At 41.9% G+C, this 25722-nt stretch carries 20 protein-coding genes; 12 read left to right on the top strand and 8 right to left on the bottom strand.

The annotated features are described in order from the left end of the window. The first annotated feature begins 28 nt into the window (after positions 1–28). Positions 29–763 carry a polysaccharide biosynthesis/export family protein gene (locus G498_RS0111795; protein WP_240470461.1) on the top strand — a complete coding sequence of 245 codons (735 nt, stop codon included), beginning with the start codon at positions 29–31 and terminating at the stop codon, positions 761–763. Positions 764–765: 2 nt separating this feature from the next. Continuing rightward, on the top strand, positions 766–3165 hold the full coding sequence (locus G498_RS0111790; protein ID WP_026981330.1) for a GumC family protein: 2400 nt from the start codon (positions 766–768) through the stop codon (positions 3163–3165). 9 nt (positions 3166–3174) lie between these two features. On the opposite strand, the gene G498_RS0111785 is transcribed toward G498_RS0111790, so the two are convergent. From G498_RS0111785 to G498_RS0111750, 7 genes are all read right to left on the bottom strand, one after another. Continuing rightward, entirely contained in the window at positions 3175–3909 is a 735-nt protein-coding gene (locus tag G498_RS0111785) for a tyrosine-protein phosphatase (protein WP_026981329.1), read from the bottom strand. Positions 3910–4071: 162 nt separating this feature from the next. Then, positions 4072–4470 carry a response regulator gene (locus tag G498_RS0111780; protein ID WP_026981328.1) on the bottom strand — a complete coding sequence of 133 codons (399 nt, stop codon included), beginning with the start codon at positions 4468–4470 and terminating at the stop codon, positions 4072–4074. A gap of 57 nt (positions 4471–4527) precedes the next feature. After that, the gene (locus G498_RS0111775; protein ID WP_026981327.1) at positions 4528–5283 is read right to left on the bottom strand and encodes a LytR/AlgR family response regulator transcription factor; all 756 of its coding nucleotides are present in this window, start codon (positions 5281–5283) and stop codon (positions 4528–4530) included. Between the two features lie 149 nt (positions 5284–5432). Next, the gene (locus G498_RS0111770) at positions 5433–5828 is read right to left on the bottom strand and encodes a response regulator (RefSeq protein ID WP_026981326.1); all 396 of its coding nucleotides are present in this window, start codon (positions 5826–5828) and stop codon (positions 5433–5435) included. A 492-nt stretch (positions 5829–6320) separates the two neighbouring features. Continuing rightward, the gene (locus tag G498_RS0111760; RefSeq protein ID WP_026981325.1) at positions 6321–7541 is read right to left on the bottom strand and encodes a sensor histidine kinase; all 1221 of its coding nucleotides are present in this window, start codon (positions 7539–7541) and stop codon (positions 6321–6323) included. A 184-nt stretch (positions 7542–7725) separates the two neighbouring features. Continuing rightward, positions 7726–8658, bottom strand: coding sequence for a PorP/SprF family type IX secretion system membrane protein (locus G498_RS0111755; protein WP_026981324.1), 933 nt, complete (start codon positions 8656–8658; stop codon positions 7726–7728). A gap of 3 nt (positions 8659–8661) precedes the next feature. Next, entirely contained in the window at positions 8662–12693 is a 4032-nt protein-coding gene (locus G498_RS0111750) for a T9SS type B sorting domain-containing protein (RefSeq protein ID WP_026981323.1), read from the bottom strand. Positions 12694–12958: 265 nt separating this feature from the next. Between G498_RS0111750 and G498_RS0111745 the strand changes: the two genes are divergently transcribed. The 6 genes from G498_RS0111745 (at position 12959) to G498_RS0111715 (ending at position 21292) form a co-directional block, all read left to right on the top strand. Next, complete coding sequence (locus G498_RS0111745; protein ID WP_026981322.1) at positions 12959–13141, top strand: hypothetical protein; 183 nt, start codon at positions 12959–12961, stop codon at positions 13139–13141. A gap of 48 nt (positions 13142–13189) precedes the next feature. After that, positions 13190–17569 carry a PAS domain-containing protein gene (locus G498_RS15540; protein ID WP_026981321.1) on the top strand — a complete coding sequence of 1460 codons (4380 nt, stop codon included), beginning with the start codon at positions 13190–13192 and terminating at the stop codon, positions 17567–17569. After that, a complete protein-coding gene (locus G498_RS15535; protein WP_051269888.1) occupies positions 17566–19206 on the top strand; it encodes an ATP-binding protein in 1641 nt (546 codons plus the stop codon). The genes G498_RS15540 and G498_RS15535 overlap by 4 nt, the downstream gene beginning before the upstream one ends. 261 nt (positions 19207–19467) lie before the next feature. Next, positions 19468–19911, top strand: a complete 444-nt coding sequence (locus G498_RS0111725; protein WP_026981320.1) for a response regulator — start codon at positions 19468–19470, stop codon at positions 19909–19911. Positions 19912–19916: 5 nt separating this feature from the next. Continuing rightward, positions 19917–20921, top strand: a complete 1005-nt coding sequence (locus G498_RS0111720) for a response regulator (protein ID WP_026981319.1) — start codon at positions 19917–19919, stop codon at positions 20919–20921. Then, entirely contained in the window at positions 20918–21292 is a 375-nt protein-coding gene (locus tag G498_RS0111715; RefSeq protein WP_026981318.1) for a response regulator, read from the top strand. Before G498_RS0111720 ends, G498_RS0111715 begins: the two co-directional genes overlap by 4 nt. A gap of 24 nt (positions 21293–21316) precedes the next feature. On the opposite strand, the gene G498_RS0111710 is transcribed toward G498_RS0111715, so the two are convergent. Next, positions 21317–22078: a hypothetical protein gene (locus G498_RS0111710; protein WP_026981317.1), complete on the bottom strand. Its 762-nt coding sequence runs from the start codon at positions 22076–22078 to the stop codon at positions 21317–21319. A 191-nt stretch (positions 22079–22269) separates the two neighbouring features. Between G498_RS0111710 and G498_RS0111705 the strand changes: the two genes are divergently transcribed. From G498_RS0111705 to G498_RS0111690, 4 genes are all read left to right on the top strand, one after another. Further along, positions 22270–23139 carry an ABC transporter permease gene (locus G498_RS0111705; RefSeq protein ID WP_026981316.1) on the top strand — a complete coding sequence of 290 codons (870 nt, stop codon included), beginning with the start codon at positions 22270–22272 and terminating at the stop codon, positions 23137–23139. A gap of 216 nt (positions 23140–23355) precedes the next feature. After that, positions 23356–23580 (top strand): four helix bundle protein, encoded by a 225-nt coding sequence (locus tag G498_RS15125; protein ID WP_262486431.1) that lies wholly within the window; start codon positions 23356–23358, stop codon positions 23578–23580. Positions 23581–23623: 43 nt separating this feature from the next. Continuing rightward, entirely contained in the window at positions 23624–24907 is a 1284-nt protein-coding gene (locus G498_RS0111695) for an ABC transporter ATP-binding protein (RefSeq protein WP_026981315.1), read from the top strand. Between the two features lie 44 nt (positions 24908–24951). Then, positions 24952–25722 carry a hypothetical protein gene (locus tag G498_RS0111690; RefSeq protein WP_026981314.1) on the top strand — a complete coding sequence of 257 codons (771 nt, stop codon included), beginning with the start codon at positions 24952–24954 and terminating at the stop codon, positions 25720–25722.

Here is a 25722-nt window from a genome sequence, read left to right as displayed (position 1 = left end):
AATATATTTTTTAGTATTTTTTGCCTTTATGTTTGTGTCCTGTGTGTCGAAAAAAGACATGGTGTATTTGTATAATTCCGATGGGGCTTCTAAAACAGAAAGCGGGAAAACAGATTACGAGCCGGTTCTTCAGAACGATGATATTCTGAGTATTACGGTTTCGGCGGAAAATCCCGAAGTAGCAGCACCTTATAATCTGAAAGCAGTTTCCGTAAGTAATGTAAACGGAGCGGTTGCTTCACAGGCTACATCATTAGACAATTACATTATCGATAAAAACGGTGAAATTGAGTTTCCGCAACTTGGGAAGATTAAATTGGCCGGACTTACCCGGAATGAAGCAGTCGATAAATTAAAAACCATTCTTTCGGAATACATCACGAACCCAACAATTCACATGCGTATCGTAAACTTTAAAATTTCGGTAATCGGAGAAGTAAACAATCCGGGTGTGCATCGGGTTAACAGTGAGCGTATTACTTTGTTGGAGGCTTTGAGTCTTTCCGGAGACCTTTCAATTTTCGGGAAGCGTAAAAATATCATGGTCATCCGTGAAAGTGAAGGTGCCAAGTCGATTGCCAAAGTAGATATTACCGATGCCAACTTTCTGAATTCCGATTATTATTACCTGAAGCAAAATGACGTGGTATACGTAGAACCTAACGGAGCGCGTCGCAATTCGGCTATAATCGGACCCAATATTACCGTTGGTCTTTCCGTATTGTCTTTTGCGATAGGCGTTATATTATTAATTACGCGTTAATTATGATGGATTCCGAAAATAACGTGCAGCAAAACCCTTTTGACCACTCACTGAATATCAGGGAGCAGCTAACCTACTATATCGGAAACTGGTATTGGTTTATTATCAGTGTTTTTTTGTTTTTGGCTGGGGCTTATGTGTATTTGCGTTATACGGTTCCGCAATACAGCGCCAGTACCACCCTGATGCTGAAAGATGATAAAAAAGGCGGTGTAGACTCCGAACTGACAGCCTTCTCTGATTTGGGCGTACTGTCCAGTGTGAAAAACAATATTGACAACGAGATTGAAGTAATCAAATCCCGAACCCTTATCAAAAGCACTATTAAAGATTTAGGGCTGAATGTGTCCTATGTTAATGAAGGAAGGGTGAAATCGGAAGACCTGTATAAAAAATCACCGATACAGTTTTTGGTTTCCCGATTTAACGAAGGCTTTGAAAACCGGACCATTGCATACAAGATTGTCGGAGAATCGGCAACTTTGTATTCTCTTTACAACAGGAATGAGGTGAAACTGGGTACCTTTCAGTACGGGCAAACCATCAAACTTAAAGAAGGGAATGCCGTTGTGCTGTTAGTCGGAGACAAAGAGAAAACAAAAGAAAAATCTTTTGCAATTTCGGTAATTGTCCGTCCTTTAGAGGCTGTAACCGGTAGTTTTAAAGGTCGTCTCGGGGTTAGAAAAGTAGGCGACCGAACCAGTGTTGTAGAACTTTCCATTGTTGACCCGGTAAGCGAGAAAGCGGAAGATTTCCTGGATGCTTTGGTGCGCGTATACAATCAGGATGTGGTAAACGATAAAAACCTGATTTTTGAAAATACGTCACGTTTTATTAACGAGCGATTGAAAATCATTGCCGACGAATTAGACAATGTGGAACGCAATACGGAAGGTTTTAAAATAAAACACCATGTAACCGATATTGCTTCCGAGGCCAATCTGTTTTTGAACAATGCCAGCGAATTTGAGAAGCGCGAAATCGAAACCGAAACCCAGTTGAAAGTGATTGCCACCATGACGGATTATGTAAACAACAGCAACCGTTATGAACTGATTCCGGCCAATGTGCTTACTTCCGATGCCAATGCTTCGGGGTTAATTGACCAGTACAATCAGCTGATTCTGGAGCGCAACCGATTGCTGAAAAACGGAACGCCTAAAAATGCCGTCATCCTTACCATTGATAAAAAAATTGAATCGCTTCGGCAGAACATCAAGTCCAGCATGGCGCGACTGAAAGCGGCGTTGGAGATTAAGAAAAAAGATCTGGCATATCAGAATGCCCTGTTTAACGGAAAAATTTCCAAAATCCCTACTTTAGAGCGGGAAGCGCGTGTTTTAGGACGTCAGCAGCAAATTAAAGAATCCCTCTATTTGTATTTGTTGCAGAAAAGGGAAGAAACGGCTATTTCATTGGCAGTAACAGCACCGAATGCAAAAGTTATTGATTCGGCTTTGTCTTCTAAATCGCCGGTAACACCGAAAAGACAGTCGATTTTTATGTCTGCCATGGCCATCGGACTTTTATTGCCGTTGGGCGTTTTGTATCTGTTACAGATGATGGATACCAAAATTAAAGGCCGTTCCGATGTGGAAAGCAAGCTTACCATTCCGATTTTAGGAGACGTTCCGACTTCGCTTACGAATGAAGAAATTATTGAAGCCAACAGCAGAACCAGTGCGGCGGAGGCAGTTCGTATTGTAAGAACCAATCTCGAGTTTATGCTCAATCAGGTTCCGGATAATGTAGCCAAAACCGTTTTTGTAACCTCTACTGTTCCTAAAGAAGGAAAAACCTTCGTTGCGGTTAATCTGGCGGGAACCATTGCGCTTTCCGGGAAAAAAGTGTTGCTGATTGGTATGGATATCCGTAATCCTAAACTGGAAGACTATTTGCATCTTCCGAAGGAAGGTGTAACCAATTATCTGTCTACCAAAGATTTGGATATTCATTCGCTTATTCACCGCATTCCGAAGTATGAGTCGTTTTACGTGTTGCCTTCCGGGGTTATTCCTCCCAATCCGGCTGAATTACTGATGAGCAACAAGGTGAACGCACTTTTTGAACAATTAAAACAGGAATTTGATTATATCGTGGTGGACACTTCTCCGGTACATCTGGTAACCGATACCTTATTGATTGCCCAACATGCCGATGCCTTTGTATATGTGGTACGGGCTAACTATCTGGATAAATCGTTACTGCGTGTTCCGTATCAGTTACATTTAGAGAAGAAATTGCCGAATATGGCGATTCTGATAAACGATACCGCTATAAACAAGGGTTATGGTTACGGTTATGGCGCATACGGCTATGGTTACGGCTACGGCTACGGTGTTGAAGTGGTTAAAAAAAGCTGGATAGAGCGGTTAAAAGATAAATTTAAAAAAGAGGCATAAGCCTCTTTTTTAGTTGAAAAATTCGTTATTTTTCATGGCTTCAGCAAGCGCTTGTGTTTCTTTTATACGGACTTTTCCGGAAAATGCATCGATGTGGTTTTTGTGGTGTACATCCGAGCCTGTAAAGTCAATAAGTCCTTTTTTGAGGAGTTTTTCTGCAGCCTGGGCTACATCCGGACCATAATACCCGACAGCAGAAAGTAAGTTCAGCTGAAACAGACACCCCGCTTTCTTAAGTTTCTGGTATTCCTCAAAATTGTGATGAAAATAGGCGTAACGTTCCGGATGTGCCAATACAGGAATATAGCCGGCGATTTGCAATTGAAAAAGCGTTTCCTGTAAATGAAGCGGCGGACTCAGATAGGAGATTTCCACCAGCACATATTTGTCTTTCAGGGTTAAAAGGCGTCCTTCCTGAAAAAGTCTGACAAACGATTCGTTAATCATGTATTCTGAAGCAGCCTCAAGTTGCAGTTTCGTGGTAAGTTCCGGCGAAAGTTTCTGCAGTTCTTCTCTTTTAGCCGTTATAATTTCCGGAGTATTGTCCCAAACTTGTTCGATGGTATGCGGTGTGGTAATGCATTTGGAAAAACCGAAACTGATTAAGGACTCCATCAGTAAATTAGAGTCTTCCACCTTTTTTGCGCCATCGTCGATTCCGAACAGGATATGGGAATGGATATCGGTATAACCGACCGGTATCATGTCTTTCAGAACGGGTTTGGATTTGAAAATTGTAAACATGCTAAAAAGGTGCTTTTTTGAATGCCGTAAAAGTACTATTTCTGTTGTTGTTCTGCAACGCATGGAGACAAAACAAAATCCGAACAATTTTTTAGGGTTAAAAAGGGTCTGCTAAACGATTTGAACGGTAGGAGAAAATAAAAAAAACGGATAAAAGTTGTGTTACCTGTCGGAAAGACTTTCCAGAAATTCCACTGTGATGGGTTTGCTGGTAAACAGGCGGATGCTTTCGTCGATTTTGGCTTTGTGAATATAGAAATCGTCTACCGTAGTGGAAACGATGCAAATTTCGCAGTGTTTGGTTGCATCCTGCGGTAAGAGCCTGAACATTTTGATGAAATCGAAACCGTCCATCAGCGGCATGTAGATGTCCAGAAAGATAAGTTCGGGCAGCATGTCCGGATTCTTTTGGTTGTCCACCAGATACTGCAGGGCTGATTCGGCGGAATTAAATTCGAGTACCGTAGTTTCCGGATGGCTGTTGCTGATTAATTTCGCTGCAATGTAACAGTCAAATTCATTGTCGTCAATAACCATTACTTTGTTAAACTTTGTTGTCATTCCGTTCCGTTTTTGTTGGTGTAAAAATAGGGCAAACTTTGGGATTTAGGTTGCAAATCAGAATTTTATAAATTTTACAAATTCTTCCTGTCTTCTTTTGGCCACAGGAAGCACCGTTCCGTTGCTGAATTCGCAATAAAACCCTTCTTTTTTGGATATTTTTGTAATGTGTTTGATGTTAATAATGTACGAATGGTGTATCCGGAAAAAATAATTGTCCTTCAGCAGTTCGTCGTATTCACCTAAATTGCGGCTGGACACTATTTTTAAGCCGTTGGCCAAAATGAATTCGGTATATTTCCCTTCGGCCTTGCAGAAAATAATATCCTTTATTTTAAGCAATTCGATTTTATCCACAGAGGAAACCGCGATGTATTCATTGTTTTTATGCTGCTCGTTAATGGAAGCAATCTGTTGCAGTTTCTGGTTCTGAAAACTGATTTCCATTTCAATGTTTTTAATCACTTTGTAAATCGCAATGATCATTGTATTGAAATCCAAGGGTTTTAAAAGGAAATCCACCGCGTTGCATTTGAAGGCTTCATAGGCTTTCCGCACGTCGTCCGACAGTAAAATGAGTTTGGGGGTGTTAAAATCCAGATCGGACAACAGTTTGATGTTGACGAGGTTTTCAGCCGCCGCATTCAGGAAAATCAGTTCGGGTTTGTGTTCCTTTATCAGTTCCAGACCCGATTCGATATTCTCCGCTTTTCCGATAACGTTCAGAATCAGGGAATTGTCTTCGCTGAACTTATCCAGGAATTGCGTCGTTTCTGTGTCGTTTTCAAGTATTATGGCCTTTACTGTTCTCATACTTTTCCCGACGGTCGTCAAAGGACCGATTCCAAATTTACGAAAAAGAAATTTGTCGCTGTAGTATTACAGCGCATGCAGAGGTTTGTTTTGAGAATTTGGGGCGACTGATTCTTTAAACGAAAAGAAAAAACGATTTAAAGGCTTGCCTAATTGTCTGAAGTAAGCAGCAGCGCTTCTACAGATTCTCTTGTAAGAGGTTTTTCGATACAATCCTGAACGTGTTTTGATTTTAGGGCTTTGCTGAAATCGTTCGGATCGACAGTAGAACTCAAAATATGTATTTTAGTCGGAACGGCTACGGAATCAATTAGTTTTTCATAGCGGTTCAGGAACTCAAAACCATCTACTTTTGGCATGATAATGTCGAGTAAAATGATGTCGGGTAATTCTGAAGGCACATCGATTCTCTCGGAAATATAGGCAAGTCCTTCTTCGGCAGATTCCAAAGCTACCACATTCGGGTTGAACAGGCTGCTTTTAATAACTTCGCTGGCAATTAAACGGTCGAAAACAGAATCGTCTATGATTAATATGTTCTTCATTTGTAAACTGGGTTGTCGTGTATTTGTTTTTTCAGGCTTGTGTTCTGATTATTTTTTACTGCGTTTTTTGTATGCTTTATAAAGTAAGCTCTTCGATATCGTCCGATAAGGATATTTTGGAACTTCTTAGGAAGAAACACTTTTAAAAGTGCTGTCAGCCAGATTTACTGCCAAGATCTTCTGACGTCATTCGTATGATTTCAGATAGGAATATACGGGTTTTTAGTTTTTGCAGAAAAGTCCGATAATATTTGCAAAATTAGTTACTTAAAATGAAAAAATCAACGGAACCGGCAGTGTTTTCGGCTGGTATTAATAACAAATCAGAGGTTTTTTGTTTTGATTTTCGGAAATGGCAGGAATTGCGATTCCGGTTTTCTTTTTTGTTTGAGATGTAACAACGTGATTTACTGTCGTTATGGGCAAGACGGACCGCTTTGTGGTTTTTTGTTTTATTGAAAAATTAAATCCCTGTTTGTTTGGGCAATCAATTTAAGCTTGTTGTTTTGGCAGTTCGATGGTAAAAACAGTTCCTTTGTTGTTTTCGGAAGTCACGCTGATGGTTCCTTTCAGGTTCTCGATGATTTTTTTACAGGCGGTAAGCCCCAAACCGCTCCCGCTAAATTCCGATTGGGTGTGCAGACGTTTGAAAGGTTCGAAAATAGCGGGCAAATGGTCTTGTTCGATGCCTATGCCATTGTCTTTTACGGTAATAATCCACTGTTTTTCGGTTTCCCTGCCGCTTATTTCAATTTTAGCAGTGTTGCCTTTAGGCTGATATTTTAATGCATTTGCGATCAGGTTTTGAAAAACAATGGTTAAAGCAATTCCGGAAGATGTAATTTCAGGCAGTTTGTTGAGCGTTAATTGCGCCTGCTGTTCGGTGTTTGCTTTGGTTTGTGCTTCGAAAATTCCGGATATTAATTCATGGAGATTTACCTTTTCATCGGCAGGATGATTCATGTGGCATTTGGCTAAATCTAGTAAATCGATGACCAGTTTGTCCATGCGCTGTACGTTTTCGAAAATGAATCCGAAATACTGCCGGTCTTTTTCGTCCCACAGGTCGCTGTTTTTGCTTTCCAGCAATTTCAGAAACGAGTTGATGCTTCTGAGTGGCGATCTTAAATCGTGCGCGGCTATGAAGGCGAATTCCTCCATGTTTATCGAATGGTTTTCCAGTTTTTCCTGATACGAATCCAACAGGAAATTCTTTTTTCGCAATTCGAGCAGGTACACCACCTGTTTGGCCAGACTCATCAGGGCTTTTCGTTGTAATTCGGAGAGTTGCAGTACTTCGGTGGTGATGATGCTTAAGGTACCGAACGGAATCTTTTCGTCCGATTCGAGCGGAACCCCAAAGTAAGATACGATTTTTGGCTCGCCCGTAACCAAACGGTTGTCTTTAAACCGGCTGTCTTTACGAAGGTCTGTTATTTCGAAATAGGGTGCGCCGGACTGGATGGCATGACTGCAAACCGAATCTTCAATCGGGGTTTGATTAATATCGATGCCATAATGCGATTTGAAAAACTGCCGGTGCTTGTCTACTAAAGTGATTAGCGCTATTGGTGCATTGCAGATAGATGCCGCCATAGTGGTAATGTCGTCGTACATTTGTTCCGGCAAGGTGTCCAGAATTTTATACTCATCCAGAATTTTTAACCGCAATATTTCCTTTTCCTGTACCATTCTTTCGTTTACTAACAGCATCGTATTTAATGGAGTAGTTGCTGGGGCACCTTATAACGAGATAGTTACTGCCACTCTTTACAAAATTAGTAATAAAATGTATGAAAAGTTAACTGATTTTTGTCTGGGTTGTTATGTTTTTGTTAAAAATTAAATTATGGTTTTCTTAAATTTTTGTACCGGAACCTTTGACAAGCGAACCGGGTTAGAAAAAACGGGGCGAGTCCATTCTTGTCTCTTTGGGGAACAATTCAAACCTCAGAAAAATTTCATGCGACCCGGAATTGTAATTTGACATTCGGGTAGTTTCGGCATCATAGCCATAGCCAACAAATATTTTTTCTGTTATCTGAAAACCGGCCAAAGCACTTAAAGCAGCGTTCCATCGGTAAGAACCGCCTATGGTGAATTTGTCATACAACATTACGTTTGCGGCGGCATCCAGCTGAAAAGGGGCACCACTAACGATTTTTCCGAGAAGAGCGGGCTTCAATTTCAGATTCTCGTTCAGGTTAAAAACATAACCTCCCATAATATAATAGTGCATGTGCTCTTGTGTTACAGAGGTTTGATTGCTCAGGTAGTGTTTGGTTTCCAGAAATTCGGGTACCGAAACTCCCACGTAATGCCGATTGGAATACCAGTATAACCCGGCTCCGATATTCGGTGAAAACTGATTGTCTACATTGTTTTGAAAGGTAGAATCGGAAAGGTCGTAAACGTCCAGTTTGTTATAGTCCACATTAAGAATGCTGGCACCTCCTCTGATCCCGAACGATAAAGTGCTGTTGCCGGTGGAAATTCTATAGGCAAAATCTACCGCAACATCATTTATAACCGAAGGGCCGATTTGCTCGTTAACAAATGAAAAACCCAAGCCTGTTTTGGAATCTCCCAAAGGTGAATGTGCCGAAAAGCTACTTGTAACGGGAGCTCCTTCAAAACCAACCCATTGTGATCGGTGTAGTCCGAACAGACTGAGCGCTTCCCGGGTTCCGGTATAGCCCGGATTAATAATGGCGGTGTTGTACATGTAATTGGTGTATTGCGCCGTTTGCTGCGAAAAAACAGGAAGCGAAGATGTCAGCGTAACCGAAAGGAATACCCAACGGGTTATTTTTTTTAAAGTTGTTTTCATGGTTTACTGGTTTACTACGTATAAATAGCCTGTTTTTTCAATTTGTTCGTTCTGATTTCCGTTTGCGCTGAAGTCGTAACGAAGGATGTAGAAGTACGTTCCGGTTGGTAAGGCTTCATTTTTGGAAACCGTATTTTTCCCTTCCGACTTGCCTCTGAAGACCTTTGAAGTATTGTCGTATCCTGTTGTCTCAAACACTTTTGCCCCCCAACGGTTGAAGATTTCCACCGTATTTCTGGGATAACATTCAATTCCTTCCAGATAAAAGATATCGTTTTTTCCGTCTCCGTTAGGCGATACCGCATTGTACACTTTGATTTGGCAATTGAAGTACAGAGTTTGTGTATGGGTAGCCGTGTTGCCGCAGGAATCGGTAGCTGTCCAGGTTCTTACCAGGCTGTATTTGCTTTTGCAATCGCCCTGTACTTCCTGCTCTTCGAAGGTAACGCTTACCTCTCCGAAGCCATCTGTGGCCGTCAGGGTTGGAGCGGTTGGAATGTCGCCGCATTCTAAAGTTTGGTCTGTGGGTAAAGCACCGGTAAAAACAGGAGGTGTGGTATCGATAATTGTAATGGTTTGCGTGTGAACGGTTTCATTCCCACAAATGTCTGCCGCTGTCCAGGTGCGGATGATTTTGGTGTTATCGGGACAAGTGCCCACTACAGTTTCCTCATCAAAAGTTACGGTAGGATTTCCGCAATTGTCGGATGCGGTTAAGGTTAGGGCTGCAGGGATACTGTCTGAATACTCGAGTGTTAGATCCTGTGGCAAGGTTCCGTTGAAAACAGGCGCAACCGTATCGTTTACATGAAACACCTGACTGCATACAACAGTGTTCAGAATGGTGTTTTCGTCTGCATCTTTTATACCGTTTCCGTTGTTGTCCTGATATTCGGTTATGGTATAGGTTCTTTCCACTGTGGTATTACATCCTAAAAACGGAGAATTAGAAGCCGTGATTTTGATAACTCCACAAGGGGTATTTCCAATGCTTCCATCGGCATTTCCTAACATTGCAAACTCCGCTATGGTAAGTTGGGTGCCTGTCGGGATTTCGCTGTAACAGGCTACTGTAGTATCAGGGAAAGTAGGGCATACCACCTCAAAGTTGCAGCTTAATTGCAGTTGGATGGTTGCCATGTTAGACAAGTTTCCTTCATAATCCCTTACCCGGTATTGTTGTGCAGTGGGAATGCCGGAAAATCCCGCAATAGGGGTGAAAGTGGCTGCTCCGGTTGTGTTGTTAATAGACCAAGTACCTTCATCTGTTATTGTAATCTGAAGAAGTTGTGTAGTATTCTCCGGATTCTCCGGCATTGGACTGTCCGGAAGTATAAGGCTAACAGTTGCAGGGTTAACAAGATCGCCAGGAGTATCATTGGCCGTAATATCCAAAGTAATGCTACTGCCCGGTATATAAGCTGCGGTATCGTTTACAGCTATTGGTAATAAATCTAAGCTTACCGTTGCAATATTACTGGTGTTGTTGTCGTAGTCTTGGACATTGTATGCAATAGCGGAAGGAACACCGGAAAAATCAGGAAACGGCTCGAAAGTAATCTGTCCTGTAACCGGATCTACCGACCAGGTTCCTTCCGAAGGCACAACCATACTGATAATACTGTTGTGATTGTTTGTTATAATATTTGTAGAATTTGCCTGAGGAACTAAGCTAACGGTAGCGGGGTTAACTACGGCACCTGTCGTGTCGTTTTGCAGTACATCTACTGATACGGCAACTCCGGTTTGGTATGGACTGCTGTCATCGGTAGCTATCGGACACAGAGGAACGGCATTGAGAACAGCGTTCAGATTCTGATTTGCTGTACAGGTAGTGATGTTATCCTGAATGGTGAACGTATACGCTCCGGGTTGCAAATCGTTAATGCTGAAGGACGATGCAGTACCCTGATAGGATAAATCTCCGGGGTTTACCGTAATTGTCCAATCGGAGGGAAGATTGTTAACCGTTACACTTCCGGTATTGTTTTGACAGGTAGGTTGGGTAATGCTTTCGATGTTGGCCACCGGAAGCGCAAAAACTTCAAACTGTTGGGTGAATTCCCGTCCGCAGGCATCAATAGCTTTGGCAGTATAGGTGATTCCGGTAGTTAAACCTGAAAAAGAAGCCGCACTTTGATTCGGGAACAATTGCACGTTTCCAGAAGCATCCAGCACAGTAAAGGTATATGGGGCGGTTCCTCCCGTAGCCGTCATGGTCACCGAAGTGCCACAAGCCTGAATGGCTTCAAAACGGAAAGGTGTCAATGCGGTTTCAAAAGCATATTCGTATAGATAGCCGCCCTGTAATCTTGGTAACGCACCGGGACCTCCAAACTGGGCAGGTTCAGCAAGTTCGCCCGTTTCGGTTACCCCACCGTATCTGAAAAAATACTGGTTGTTGTTGGGCAGGTTAAAGGTTAGCGTTCCCAATGAGGAATATGCAAGATAGTAAAAGGGTGCTCCCGAATTTATAATACCTGTAAGTGCGATGCTTCCGTCAGTTTTATAGATGGTGGCTTTTGTCCCTAAAAGCGCTTTTGGGATGTTCAGTTGGATACCAATGCTGTTTTCTGAAACATTACCACAAGTTTGTAAAGAGTGACTTAGGTTGAAATTTCTAACGCAGCTGACGGTGTGGTTAAAAGTGTAGGTTTTACCGCAGGCATCTGTGATGGTTATATTGTATGTTCCTGGAGGGAAAGTTTTCAGATAGTCGTTCGCAATATAATCGTTTAAAAAAGGAGAAGTAAACACCGTGGAGTACGGATACTGAATGGCCGCCGCAGTAGCACTGTTTCCGGTTCCCGAAGATGTTGTATAGGTTGCAGGACCTGAATTTACGGTTATTGTTAAAGGGCCGACGGCATTACTGGAAATGGCAACCCCGTTAAATTTAAGTAAGGACGCATCGTCAAAATAACCTCCTGTATCAGCTACGGATGAGTCTGTATTGCAGGTTATTGCCGGATTAAAAGGGGTAACTGTCTGTACCATGTTTTTGGTTACGGTTTTTCCGCAGGCATCCGTAAAAGTGATGCTGTAATGAGTGTTATATTTAAGACCTAATCCAACAATAGTAGCCATACCCATCGGAACACTGTTCAGGTGAAGCAGGTTTACCGTTTTTGGAGTAATGGGATTCCCCATAAAGTCTAATGGTGTTGTCCCAGGGTTTGCTGCTTCCTCTACCGTAACGGTAACAGGGTTGGTCATGAAATCTCTGAAGACTTTGATGTCGTATCCGATAAGACACTGATTTTGGGAATCGGAAGTATCTGCAATACTCGGCATTCCGTAAATGATATCGCTGGTTGTGGGTAATGTTATGGCGCCTCCTTGTAATGTTCCGCACAAATTTGATATCGTATAAGTTACATTTTGTTCGTCAAAAAATAATGATGGGATTTCTAAGTCTAAAAAAACAACTTTGTTGGCTGGCTGTGAAGTTCTTTCAATCGGTTTAGTGTGTGTTAGTGTATTCCCGTTATGGTTGGTAAACACACAAATAAGATCTCCTGCTGTATTAGTTGAGGTGATTGTAATTCTAAATTTCAGCATATTGCCACATTCTCCTAAAGCGGGATGGACAGTGATATCTTTAAAAATATGAGTCGCAGGAGTCAAACTACTGTTAAGCGGCGGATTGGACAGCGTTACCGTTTTATCGGCACTGTTGCCACCGCATTGGTCTATAATATCTAAGACATAAGTCCCGGCAGCCAGTCCTGTAATGGTAAAGGAAGCGGAGTTTGGAGTTATCGGAATAGTTGTTGCTCCATTCGGCCCGGATAATATCCGCACGGCATAATTCTGATTTGTAAAATCATCCGGACCAGCCGTACTGCTAATGCCTGTGAAATGAATTTCGCCATCGGTTCCGTTATGGCATCTTGGTGACCATCCCTGAACCTGAAATCCGTCGGCAGGTCGGATAAAACTGTCTGCACACTGTGCTTCCGAAGCCTGAAATTTCAGAAGAAGTACTGTTGTGATTACGATATGGCATAAAGTTGCGTGTAATGTTTTTTTCATCAGCAATTGATTTGACCTTGTTATTAACTTGCTCTTTTTCAGAATTTTAAATCAAATTTCGCCTTTTTGTTGTAAGGTATTTATCACAACTTAATAACCGTTGGGATTGGTTTAATAAGTGTATGCTTTTGAGGAATAACCTGAAAATCCCATTAATTGTCTTTTTGTTGAAAAAAAGGATGATTTTGGAGGTGTTCTTGAAAAAAAATAAATATTTAAGGTGTTTATTGCGAATTGTTTATTTATTTAATGAAAAGAGGTTTTGATGAAAACAGTCGGATCAGTTGCTTTTATGCCTGAAATGTTTTCTCCAGGGAATAAGTGTGTTGGGTTTTACACTAAAAAATGGTATATTTACCTTACAGAATTTTATTCCAATGCTTATGTTTTAGACGATAAAGCACAGGTTTTCAGAGGGATTTCTGTAAAAGATGCTGCTGAATTCTGAAACGAAAATTCAACGGGACCGGAACGATATTGTACTTATATCTCTACTATGCAGAAGAAAAACAAAACAATTGCCAATACCAAATCCGTTTTAAGCAATGAAGCGTTATGGCAGGAAACCGAAGCCATAGCCAAAGCCGGCAGTTGGGCATTAGATTTGCAGACGAAGGAACTATATTGGTCTGACGGGGTTTACAGGCTTTTGGAGTATGCACCGCAATCCTTTTTACCGGATTACGATAAAGGAATTGACATTATCCATCCTGATGACCGGGCGAAAGCCATTCAGGTAATGAATGCCGTTATGAGTCACGGCGGGACCTATTCCACGCAGTTTCGTGTTGTAACCGCAAGCGGGGCAATTAAGTTGGTTCAATCGTCGGGGAATGTTTTGTGCGATGAAAATAATGTGCCAATAAAACTGATTGGCGTTTTTCAGGATATTACTGATTTGAGGACTGCTTCCGAAACTATCAGCCAGAGCGAAGAGCGTTTTGAAATCCTTATGAAAGCGGGAACCGACTGCTTCTGGGATTACGATTTGACGCGCAACGAGCTTTTTTTAAGCGACGGCTATTCCGAAAAATTCGGGATTGAAGGAAAAGAGTTAAAGCAAAATTTCGACCTTCTGGTTTCCCACCTGCATCCGAACGATAAAGACAGGGTTCTCAAAAGTTTTGAAGCCGCTATAAAGGATACAAATGAGGGAAAATGGTTTTGTGAATACCGTTTGTTAAAAGCCAACGGCGAAACGGCATATGTAAAAAAAGAAGCCGCCCTACTGCGGGATTCCAACGGAATTGCTTACCGTGCTCTGGGCACCGTAAAAGACATTACCAAAGTGTTTTTTTACCAGCAATTCGAAGTGCTCGAAAAAGAGGTGATGCAATACAGCATGACTAAGAATATTGAAATTAACGACATACTGGAATTTTACATCCAAAAACTGGAAGGTCTTTTTCCGGAAATGAGGGCTTCGGTATTAGGGGTACAAAATCATAAAATTAACAATCTGGCATCGCCCTCTTTGCCTCAGGACTATATCCGGGCTATAGAAGGCCTTGCTATTGGTAATAATGTAGCTTCCTTTGGCGCGGCAGCCTATGGAAAGCATAAGGTAATAGCGGCCGATGTGTTGCGCGACAAAAACTGGGAAAATTTCGCAGATCTGGCGGTTCAGCACGGTATCCGATCCTGTTGGTCCTATCCGATTTTTAATGCCGAAGGCGTCGTGATTGCCACCTTTAATGCTTACCATGCCATCGCTAAACTACCAACGGTTATCGAGGAACATGTTATGGAACATTCCAGCCGTTTAATTGCCCTTTTCATTGAAAAATGTGAGTACATTGCTACCATTCAAAAGGATAACGAGCGGTATGAACTGATTAATAAAACTTCGAGAGATGCTATTTACGAATGGGACGGCATCAACGATATTTTTTACTGGAGTGAAGGTTTTTACAGTCTTTTTGGACATCCGAAAAGAAAAGAGGCCTTTCGTCTTGCCGACTGGGAGGCCTTAATGCATCCTTCGGATCATCAGAAACTGGCCGAAAAATGGGTCGCTTTTTTAAACAATCCGAAGCGGGACAAATGGGAGAAAGAATTCCGGTTCCAAAAAGCCGACGGTACTTACACCTATGTGGAAGAAATCGGTCATCTGATTCGCAACGCAAAAGGAGAACCCCTGCGCATGATTGGGGTATTGCGCGATGTCACTTTGACCAAAATGAGCAAAAAGCAAAAAAAGTTCCAATATCAGGTCTCGGCATTTTTTAAAACGGAAAACAGCCTGAACACTATTTTATCGGACGTTTTACATTTTTTAACGGTTTCCGGAGCCTTGCAAAACGCAGAAATCTGGTTTACCGGAAGCAATCAAAAGTATATCAATGTAATGTCTTCGTATGCCCATACTCCGAAAGGTTCCGTCTTTTTCAGCGAAAGTAAAAGCATAAACAAGCTGCAAAAAGGGGAAGGACTGCCGGGGGAAGTATGGAAAACCGGCCGCATTGTCATCTGGGATAACATCGACGAAACCGATTTGTTTATCCGTAAGGAATCGGCACAAAAGGCAGGCTTAAAAAGCGCTATGGGATTGCCTCTTTTTCACAAGGACAAAGTTATAGGGGTTTTGCTTTTATTTTCAGACAGCAAACAGTTTTTCAATGCCTCTTTTCAGGCAAGATTTGAACCGTTGCAGCATTATCTGGGCGATGAAATCAAAAGAAAACAGCAAGAAGAGGAAATGTATCTCTTGTTTCACAGTGCTCCGGAAATTATGGCCATTGTCTCGGCAGAGCGGTATTTTGTTAAAGTAAATTCTACTTTTTACCGTTTGTTAGGCTATTCCGAAGCCGAAGTGGAAGACAAGTCGCTCGATTTTTTTGTACACCCGGACGATTTGCAAAAGGCGACTTCAGCATTCATGGAAGCGATTAACGAAGGAAAACGGCTTGTTAACTCTACGGTGCGTTACCGGACAAAATCCGGTGATTACCGCTGGATTTCCTGGAGTACTTCGGGTTTTTTCGGGCAGGAAAAAATGATGTTCGCCTACGGAAGGGATGTAACAGAAACCATACGACTCGATGAGCTGCTCAAAGAAACCTCGAAATTAGCACTTGTGGGCGCCTGGGAACTGGATGTGGCTCATAATGTGCTGTATTGGTCTCCGATGACGAAAATTATTCATGAAGTACCGGAAGATTTTCAGCCCGATATGTCGTCACTTATTTCCTTTTGCAGAGAAGATTACAGGGAAACCGTTAAGGCTTTTATAGACAACGACCTTAAAAAGGGAAAACCTTTTGATTTTGAAGCGCCGATTATCACTGCCAAAGGCAACGAACGATGGATTCGGGCGATTGGTAACGCCGAATTTTTTAACGGAAAAGCCATACATTTTTACGGAAGTTTGCAGGATATTCACAATCAGAAAATTGCAGAATTTGAACTGCAAAAATCTTTGGAAGAGCGCAACAACATACTGGAAAGTATCGGCGATGCATTCTTTGCCGTAAACCGGGACTGGATTGTTACTTACTGGAACAGAGAAGCCGAAAATGTACTGGAACGCAAACGCGAATCGATAGTGGGTACAAACCTTTGGGATGCTTACCCCGAAGCCGTTGGGTTAAAATTTTACACCGAATACCACAAAGCCATGGAAACCGGTGAAATTGTGCATTTTGAAGAATACAATCCGGTTCGCAACCAGTGGTTTGAAGTAAGTGCCTATCCGGCTGAAGAAGGACTTTCGGTATATTTTAAAGACGTAAGTATCCGAAAGATTGCCGAAGAGCAAATCCGGCAAACCAACGAGCGTTTTGAAAAAGTTACCGAAGCCACCAGTGATGCCATCTGGGATTGGGACATAGAGCAGGATACCTATTACCGAAGTGATGGTTTTGAGCGGTTGTTCGGCTGTAAGATTGACAGCGGCGAGGCTTCCCAGGAATTCTGGCAGAATCATTTTTCAGACGAAGATAAAATGCGGATCCGGAAGAGTGTTGCCAAAGCATTAGAAAATCCTGAAACAACCCATTGGGAACTCGAATACGGCATTAGGCGTCAGGACGGCAGTTCGGCCTATGTGATCGACAGAGGTGTTATCATACGAAATCCGCAGGGGAAAGCCGTCCGAATGATTGGTGCGATGACGGATATTACTTATCAGAAAGAATACGAAGAATCGTTAAAAAGCCTGAACGCGAGATTGGAAGAAAAAGCCAATGAGCTGATGATTTCCAACAAAGAACTGGAGCAATTCGCCTATGTAGCGTCTCACGACTTGCAGGAGCCGCTGCGGATGGTAACCAGTTTTTTAACCCAACTGAAGAAGAAATACGGCGATCAGTTAGACGAAAAAGCCCACCAGTACATTCATTTTGCGGTAGACGGTTCGTTGCGCATGCGCCAGATTATTCTGGATATTTTAGAGTTCTCCCGCGTAGGAAAACACGAAGACAACAAAGAGCAAATCGATTTAAACGAAATCGTTCAGGAAGTCAGTCAGCTTCAGCACCGGCTGATAGAAGAAAAACGGGCGACCCTGAATTTTGAAACGCTCCCAGTGGTAACCTCATACCGTTCTCCGCTTGTGCAGGTGTTTCAGAATTTAATCGGTAATGCGCTGAAATATTCCAAGCCCGATGTGCCTGCAGTGATTTCTGTTTTGGTTAAGGAACATCCCGGCGAATGGGAACTTGTTGTTAAGGATAACGGTATCGGAATCAGTAAAGAATACCATGAGAAAATATTCATACTTTTTCAGCGGCTTCATGTAAAAGAACAATACGCCGGAACAGGTATCGGTCTGGCGATAGTAAAGAAAATTTTAGATCATTTAGGCGGCCGGATCTGGGTGGAGTCCAAAGAAGGCGAAGGCAGTGCGTTTCACTTTACCTTACCTAAGCAATCATGAACATGAAATCTGTAGTGATACTGCGCGATTTATTAAAAACACGGCCTAACCGAACGGTCTGGACTGTTTTTATAGTGTCGCTGTTGGTTACACAGGGTATTGCGTATCGTATTTTTTCGGTTGTAAAAGAGAACGAACTGCTGCAGGTAAAACAGGAAGCCAATCATATAAAAAACCAATTGGAGAGTTCACTCAGCCAAAGTTCCAATGCTTCGCGGATTATCGCTTTTCTCATAGAGCAAAATTTAGTGGATGCTTATTTTGAAACGGTTGCCCAAAAATTAGTCAGTCAGAACAGACTGGTTGATGCCCTGCAGCTGGTTAAAGACGACACGGTTGTTAAAACCTACCCGTTAAAAGGGAACGAAGCCGTTATCGGGTATCCGGTGTTAAGCGATCCGGTACACCGCAAAGAGGCCATGAAGGCTGTACAGCGAGATGCCTTTTACTTTGAAGGTCCCCTGCTGCTCAAGCAGGGCGATGTTGGGGTTATCGGTCGTTTGCCGGTTTATCAGGACAATCGGCTTTGGGGATTCTCGGCGGTAATTGTCCGTAAAGCAACCCTGCTGAAGGCTTTGGGGATTAACCGCAGCGGGACGAATGATACTTATCTGTATCAGTTGGTGAAAACCAGCAACGGCAATTCGCGGGATAATCTGTTTTTTAAACATCTTGAGGATTATAATACAGGCATTTTCCACCGGGAACATCTGGAGCTTGGTGACTGGGACATTTATGCCAAACTGAAAAACCCGAATTACATAGACCGTGCCCTGCAATTTTCTTTTCTGGGTTTGCTGTTTTCCGTTTTAGTTGCTATTTTCATGTGGCATCTTTCGGTACAGCCTAACCGGCTGAAGTTGCTGGTAGCCCGAAAAACAAAAGCCCTCGATGCACTAAATCAGGAGCTCCGGAACCGCGCTCTGGAACTTACCGTTTCGAACAAAGAACTTGAACAATTTGCGTATATTGCTTCCCACGACCTTCAGGAGCCGCTCCGTACGGTTTCAACCTTTTTAACTCAAATTGAACGAAAGTATTCGGAACGGTTGGACGAGAAAGGCAGGCAATATATTTTCTTTGCGGTAGAAGGCGCCAAAAGGATGCGCTCCATAATTTTGGATGTACTGGAATTTTCGCGGGTAGGGAAATATACCGAAAAGCCGAAAGCCATCGATCTGAATCTGTTGCTGGATGAAGTATGCCAGTTGCAGCAAAAAAACATCAAAGAAAAAAAGGCCTTTGTAAAGTACGGAGTACTTCCCGTTATAGTAACACAGCGTTCCCCCATGCTGCAGGTGTTTCAAAACCTGATTGGAAATGCGCTGAAGTACAGCAGGGAAGGCGTTTTACCCATCATAGAAATAACCGTTGAACGACGCGGCAAGATGTGGCTTTTCTCAGTAAAAGACAACGGAATTGGGATTGAAAATGAATATGCCGATAAAATTTTTGTCATTTTTCAACGACTGCATTCCACCAATCAGTATGCCGGTACCGGAATAGGGCTGGCGATTGTGAAAAAGATAATCATTAGTTTAGGGGGTGAAATATGGCTGGAATCGGAACCGGGTAAGGGCAGTACGTTTTATTTTACCTTACCGGCAGCGGGAACTTTGTCCGGCAATCATCATTAAAGACAGGCAGCAGAACAGCTGCCATCAGGGATGTAGTTTTGCTGCTTTGCCCTGAAACAAAGCGCCGGAATACCTTCCGTAAAGCTTCTGTGACAATCCTTTCCTTTCCTGTTTAAAAAACAAGTTTTGAAACATTTTTTTTAAAATATAAGTAAAATCTTTCTTTGAATTCATTTTCAGAAGTCTTAAATTTACGGTTCATTTGTTTTAACGGGTTATTTTAGGAGCAAAACCTGTGGGCAATACTAAAAACAACAACACATGAAATCAGTAGATACTTTAATCGATATTTTATTAGTAGAAGACAATGAAGGCGACATTGTTTTAACGACAGAAGCGTTGGAAGAAAGTAATATTATCAATACCGTAAACGTAGTACGCAACGGAAAAGAAGCTATTGATTATGTTTTTAACGAAGGGAACTATAAAGACGTTTCCCAGCCGGATTTAATACTGTTGGACGTGAATTTACCCCTGAAAAGCGGTCATGAAGTGCTTACCGTCATAAAAGGGGATGAGCGCACCAAGCACATTCCGGTAATCATGCTGAGTACCTCTTCGTCTGAAAGGGATATTAATCTTTCTTATAAAAATCATGTAAATTGCTACATCACCAAACCGGTAGAGCTAACCGATTTTTTTGATGCCGTTACCAATATTGAACAATTTTGGTTTAACACCGTAAAATTACCGGTCCGAAAATAGAATGAATGCATAGAGACAAGAAAAAGTACGCGATTGTTGTGGTGGAGGATAATGCCGGCGATTTTTTTCTGCTGCAGGATTATCTTGAAGAAACAATTCTTGCGCCCGAAATTATTCATCTGGAGTCGTTTAAAGCGCTCGAAGAATATCTGACGGACACTTCCAAAGCTATTGATATTGTGCTTCTCGACTTAAGCCTTCCGGACAAACGCGGTGAGGAACTCATAAAAGAAGCCCTTAACATCATTGCCACAGCACCGATAGTTGTACTTACCGGTTATCCGGATTTTTCTTTTGCCGTAAAATCTTTAGGTCTTGGGATTTCCGATTACCTGCTTAAAGACGATTTGAATGCTGCGACGCTTTACAAGAGTATTCTTTACAATATTGAGCGGAACAAAAACGTGGTAAAACTGAAGGAATCGGAGCAGCGGTATTCCGATTTGTTCCACTTGAGTCCTTTGCCGATGTGGGTGTACGATACCGAAACTCTCCAATTCCTCGATGTAAATCTGGCTGCCGAACAACATTACGGGTATACTGCCGAAGAATTTCTGCAGCTTACCGTTGCCGATATCATTTCGGAAGTTACCGATGACAACCCGCTTTTTACCGGAACGGCCGGAGAATCTAAAAATATTTTCAGGCACAAGAAAAAAAACGGTGCCGTAATTTATGTAGACATCCGAAGTAACAGGATTCCCTACAACGGAAACAAAGCTGAACTGGTCTTGGTCAATGACATAACGGAAAGTCTGACGTACCTGAAAGCCATTGAGCAGCAGAACAAACAGCTTATGGATATCGCCTGGACGCAATCGCATGTGGTACGGGCTCCCCTGGCGCGCATTATGGGGCTTGTTTACCTGATTTCGGACGAGGAAATGCCTCTTGAGGAAAAAACAGAACTGCTTCCGTATGTAACGCAATCGGCTCACGAACTGGATGCGATTATCCGGAAAATTGTAAAACAATCGAAACTGATTCTTCCCAAAGATACTGATGTATGAGCACGCCGCAGGTTTTTATAGTTGATGATGATCCGGTAGCACTGATGATTTTAAAGAAAGTACTCGCCAAATGTGATGTTTTTCCTGCGCCGTTGTCTTTTGTAAACGGCAAACAGATGCTGGAGCATTTGCAAAAATCCTTTTCGGTTACCGGACGGTATGTGATTTTTCTGGACATCAACATGCCGGTGATGAACGGTTGGGAATTTCTGGAAGCCGCGTCTGCCTTTGCAAATCGGGACACCATCACGGTGTATCTGGTTACTTCTTCCACCGATGAAACCGACCACAACAAAGCCCAATCCTATCCGCTGGTGGCTAAATTTTTGTCAAAACCCATCACGTTGGACATGCTGAACGATTTGCAATAACTTTCCCGATTTCACATCCCGCTTTTATTTGTAACAGGCTATCAGGGTTGTGGTATTGTGTTTGCGGTGCAGCATTTTAAAGGTATTGCCGCTTTTGACGGTAAAGCCTATAAAAAGAAACACCATTTTCCACAAGTCGCACTCCAAAGTAGGGGCAGTTAGTGTAACAGTTTGTTTTTCTCTTTCGTATTTAGCGATATTAACCTCCGGACTGTAAAGGGTTTCGACAGTTTCGTTTTCGGGATTCCAAACAGCTGTGGCCAGTTGTATGGTGAGGTGGGTGGCATGAGCTTCCGGCCAGTCGATTTTGGTTTCCGGACAAAAATCAGGCAAGGTAAAGTTGCTACTATGTGGGTCATAGCTATAATCTGTACGGAGTGTTTTAGCTAAAGGACGGTTCCGGTTGCCTTCAAAGCCAGTAACCAATTCAGGAACCGCTTCGGAATGGTAGGCTGTTTCGAGTTTTTTGTAACCTTTGGGCTTGGCCCGGTCTTCCTGCAGTATTTCGGAAACAAGTTTAACCGTTCTGCCGGCAAAACTTCCGTCTTTGGCCTGGTTAAAAAATAGCGGTACCAGTTGCCGGAAACTTTTGGATTTTACCGAACAGTAGCCCCATTCTTTCCCTTGTTCGCGTATCGGATTAAAAATTGGATTGTTTCTGAAAGCTTCGGCGGTAATTCCGGTTTTTCCTTTCATGCGAACGTAATTGTTTCCGTCTGAAGTGATTACAAAGTTGAGGTCGTCGAGGGTGCCGGATATTTTGATGGGAGCGGTTACTTTTGCCATTTTTGTAGTAAAAGTATGAAAAAAAGTAAGAAGTGAAAGGTGAAAAGTGAGAAGTGAAGAGTGAGGAGTAAGGGGGGAGAAGTGTGGTGTGATTTGGGGTGGAAAGATGGAGGTTATTTTACGGGGCTTAAATTTGTTCAGTCTTTAAAATAGTTTAATTTTGGGAGCTTGTTAAACACTCTATTAAACACATGGAAAAGAGAAGCTTTGCTGAAGGGGAATGGCTTTATGAGATTGGGCCGAAGAACAATGTTTTTTCTCTGAATTTTAAAGAAGTCTGGCGTTACCGCGATTTGCTGTTTCTTTTTGTGAAACGCGATATTGTAACGGTTTACAAGCAAACTATTTTAGGGCCACTTTGGTATTTTATCCAGCCTCTTTTCACAGCAATAACTTTTACGATTATTTTTAATAATGTTGCCGGCATTCAAACGGGGAAAGTGCCTTCGTTTTTATTTAACCTGGCCGGTATTGTAGTCTGGAATTATTTTACGGCCTGCTTAAACGAAACTTCGGATACGTTTAAAAAGAATGCTTCGATTTTCGGGAAGGTTTATTTCCCGAGGGTAATATTGCCCATGTCTATTGTGATTACCAATCTGGTGAAGCTGGGCATTCAACTGCTTATTTTTATAGCCTTTTATCTGTATTATTTAACTCAGGGAATGGAAGCTGCAGCCGGTTGGACTATAATTTTCTATCCGTTATTGGTGGTAGTAATGGGGCTTTTGGGCTTAGGATTGGGAATGATTATTTCCTCTATGGTTACCAAGTACCGCGATTTGACTTTTTTAGTGTCTTTCGGGGTTCAGTTGCTCATGTATGTATCCGCGGTGATGTATCCGATGGCATTGGTGAAAGAAAAATTATCGCAATTGGGATGGTTAATCGAATACAATCCGTTAGCGTATGTAGTTGAAACTTCCCGATACCTGCTTTTAGGAGAAGGTTCGGTTTCGGCCTGGGGATTAACCTATACGGTTGTAGTTTCGGTTGTTGTATTCTTCTTAGGACTGATTGTTTTTAACCGAACTGAGAAAAGTTTTATTGATACGGTGTAGGGGGTGAGAAGTGAGGTGTGCAATTGTTGTGAAACAGGAAAGAGCTAGTTGAAAGATATAATTGTTTTTTTACTACTTTTTCAATAATTAAATTATGAGCCATAAAGATTTAGATGCTTGGAAAAAGAGTATGGATTTTGTTGAAGATATTTACAAAGTAACAAAACATTTTCCTGAGGCTTCTAATTTAAACTAACCAGTCAGATAAGAAGGTCGGTGATATCAATTCCCTCAAATATAGCTGAAGGGGCTGCAAGAAAAAATGATAAAGAATTTATTCAGTTTCTGTATATTGCTTTGGGATTACTGTTTGAATTAGAAACACAATGTTTAATAGCAGCAAGGTTGGATTATATAAAAGAAGAAGGAGAACTGTTAAATAAAATAAATGGAATAAAGAGAATGATTTTAGGGTTGAGAAACTATATACTGAAAAAGTAGCAATTTCTTCTCACCTCTCACCTTTCACTTCTCACAATATAAAATGAAAGACATCATATTAAAAGTTGAAAATATTTCCAAGCAATACCGTTTGGGAACTGTGGGTACCGGCACATTAAGCCATGACCTTAACCGTTGGTGGCATACCATCAGAGGGAAGGAAGATCCTTATCTGAAAGTGGGAGAGACCAACGACCGGAGTTCTAAAGGGAATAGTGAGTATGTCTGGGCGTTGCAGGATATTAACTTTGAAGTGGAGCGTGGTGAAGTCTTGGGCATTATCGGGAAAAACGGCGCCGGGAAATCGACGTTGCTTAAAATCTTATCGAAAGTTACCGCACCAACAACCGGAACCATTAAATCGCGAGGGCGTATTGCCTCGTTGCTGGAAGTGGGAACCGGATTTAACCCGGAACTTACCGGACGTGAAAACATTTACCTGAACGGTGCCATTTTAGGAATGACCAAACAGGAAATCACCTCTAAGTTAGATGAAATAATTGCTTTTTCGGGATGTGAACGTTATATCGACACGCCAACCAAGCGTTACAGCAGTGGTATGACTGTACGTTTGGCTTTTGCCGTAGCCGCGTTTTTGGAGCCTGAAATTTTAGTAGTGGATGAGGTGTTGGCAGTAGGCGATGCCGAGTTTCAGAAGAAAGCCATTGGTAAAATGCAGGATATTTCGCGAAGTGAAGGGCGTACTGTGTTGTTTGTGAGTCATAATATGGCGGCTGTAAAGAGTTTGTGTACGAAGGGAATCGTTTTGGAGCACGGAAAGGTGGTTTTTGAAGGTGACAGTAATGCCGCTGTAGATTTCTATCTTACCAGTGATAGCAATAAAACAAATACAGACTTGTTATCCAGAACAGACAGAAGAGGAAGCGGGGAATTGAAATTTTCCTCGGTAAGTTTGCTTGATGATAAAGGTGATTCTGTTTTTGAAATAGTATCCGGAGAATCGGCCAGACTGAGGTTTACATTTGAGAGGATAAAAGAGATTACAACTGAGAATTTAGTTTTTGGCGTAGTTTTCAGGGATATTAACGAAGTTAAAGTAGCTGATTTTTATTCGGATGAGATGGGGATAACTTTCGACAAAGTACTTCAGAATGGTTATGTCGATTTGGAAATACCGAAACTACTGTTAAGAGGCGGCGTTTACAGTTTGGATATTGTTGTTCAAAACGGAAAAATTGCAGCCAATCAGATAGATTTGCTGCACGATGTGTTTGAGTTTAATGTTTTTCCGGGTGATTACTGGAAATCCGGTAAGATTAACCGGGCGACCAATGTTGCCATTATTGACGCACGATTTAGAGAATAAAGAGGATGAGCGTTTTGCAAAAAATAAAAAATAAAATCAGGAGCATGTTTGTTTCTCAGGTGGTACATCCGGAGAACAGTATATTGACTGAAACTTTCAGTAAATACCACCAAGCCGTAATTTTAGGTTCCGGTCCGTCTATAAACAATTTGGACCTAACCGTTTTTAAGGACGATTTTGTTATTACGATGGGGAACTTTTACGAGCATCCGGATATAGCGGTCATCAATCCTAAACTTCATATTTTTGCGGCTTCGCATCCACCCATCACCGAAAAAGTATTAGTAGATTGGTGGACCCGTTGTCATGAAATTTTGCCCCCACAAACACCGATTTTAATTGCAGCCAAAGACAAAATCATAGCCCAGCAAACCTTTAAAGGACGGAAATTGTTTTTCTATTCTTATGGCGGAACACTTCCGGCTGATTTTACAAAAAAAATTTTGTCTCCCTGGAGTGTTACCATTATTGGCTTACAGTTGGCTGTTTACTGCAAAATTCCTAAAATTGTTTTGTTAGGGATTAATCACGACTGGCAGTGCATTCAGCCGTATACGCATTTTTATAATCACGAAAAGCCTTCTTTGGAGTATTATCTTAAAAAAGAGGGAATCAAAATAAGTTACGAGGAACAGAAACAGCCTTTTCCTAAAGAGCGTTTGTACCGTGAATATGAATTGTACCAGCAGTATGAAAGCCTGAAAAAAGAAGCGGAAAAACTGAATTTGCAAATTGTTAACGGCGATCCGTTTTCCCATTTTGATGTATTCCCATTTGAACAACGTAGCGATTTAATCCTCAACCAAAATCAATAA

Source organism: Flavobacterium suncheonense GH29-5 = DSM 17707 (assembly GCF_000430025.1).
GTDB classification, from domain to species: Bacteria; Bacteroidota; Bacteroidia; order Flavobacteriales; family Flavobacteriaceae; genus Flavobacterium; species Flavobacterium suncheonense.
Note: the sequence above shows the minus strand (reverse complement) of the source record. Positions and strands in the feature narration are given on the sequence as shown.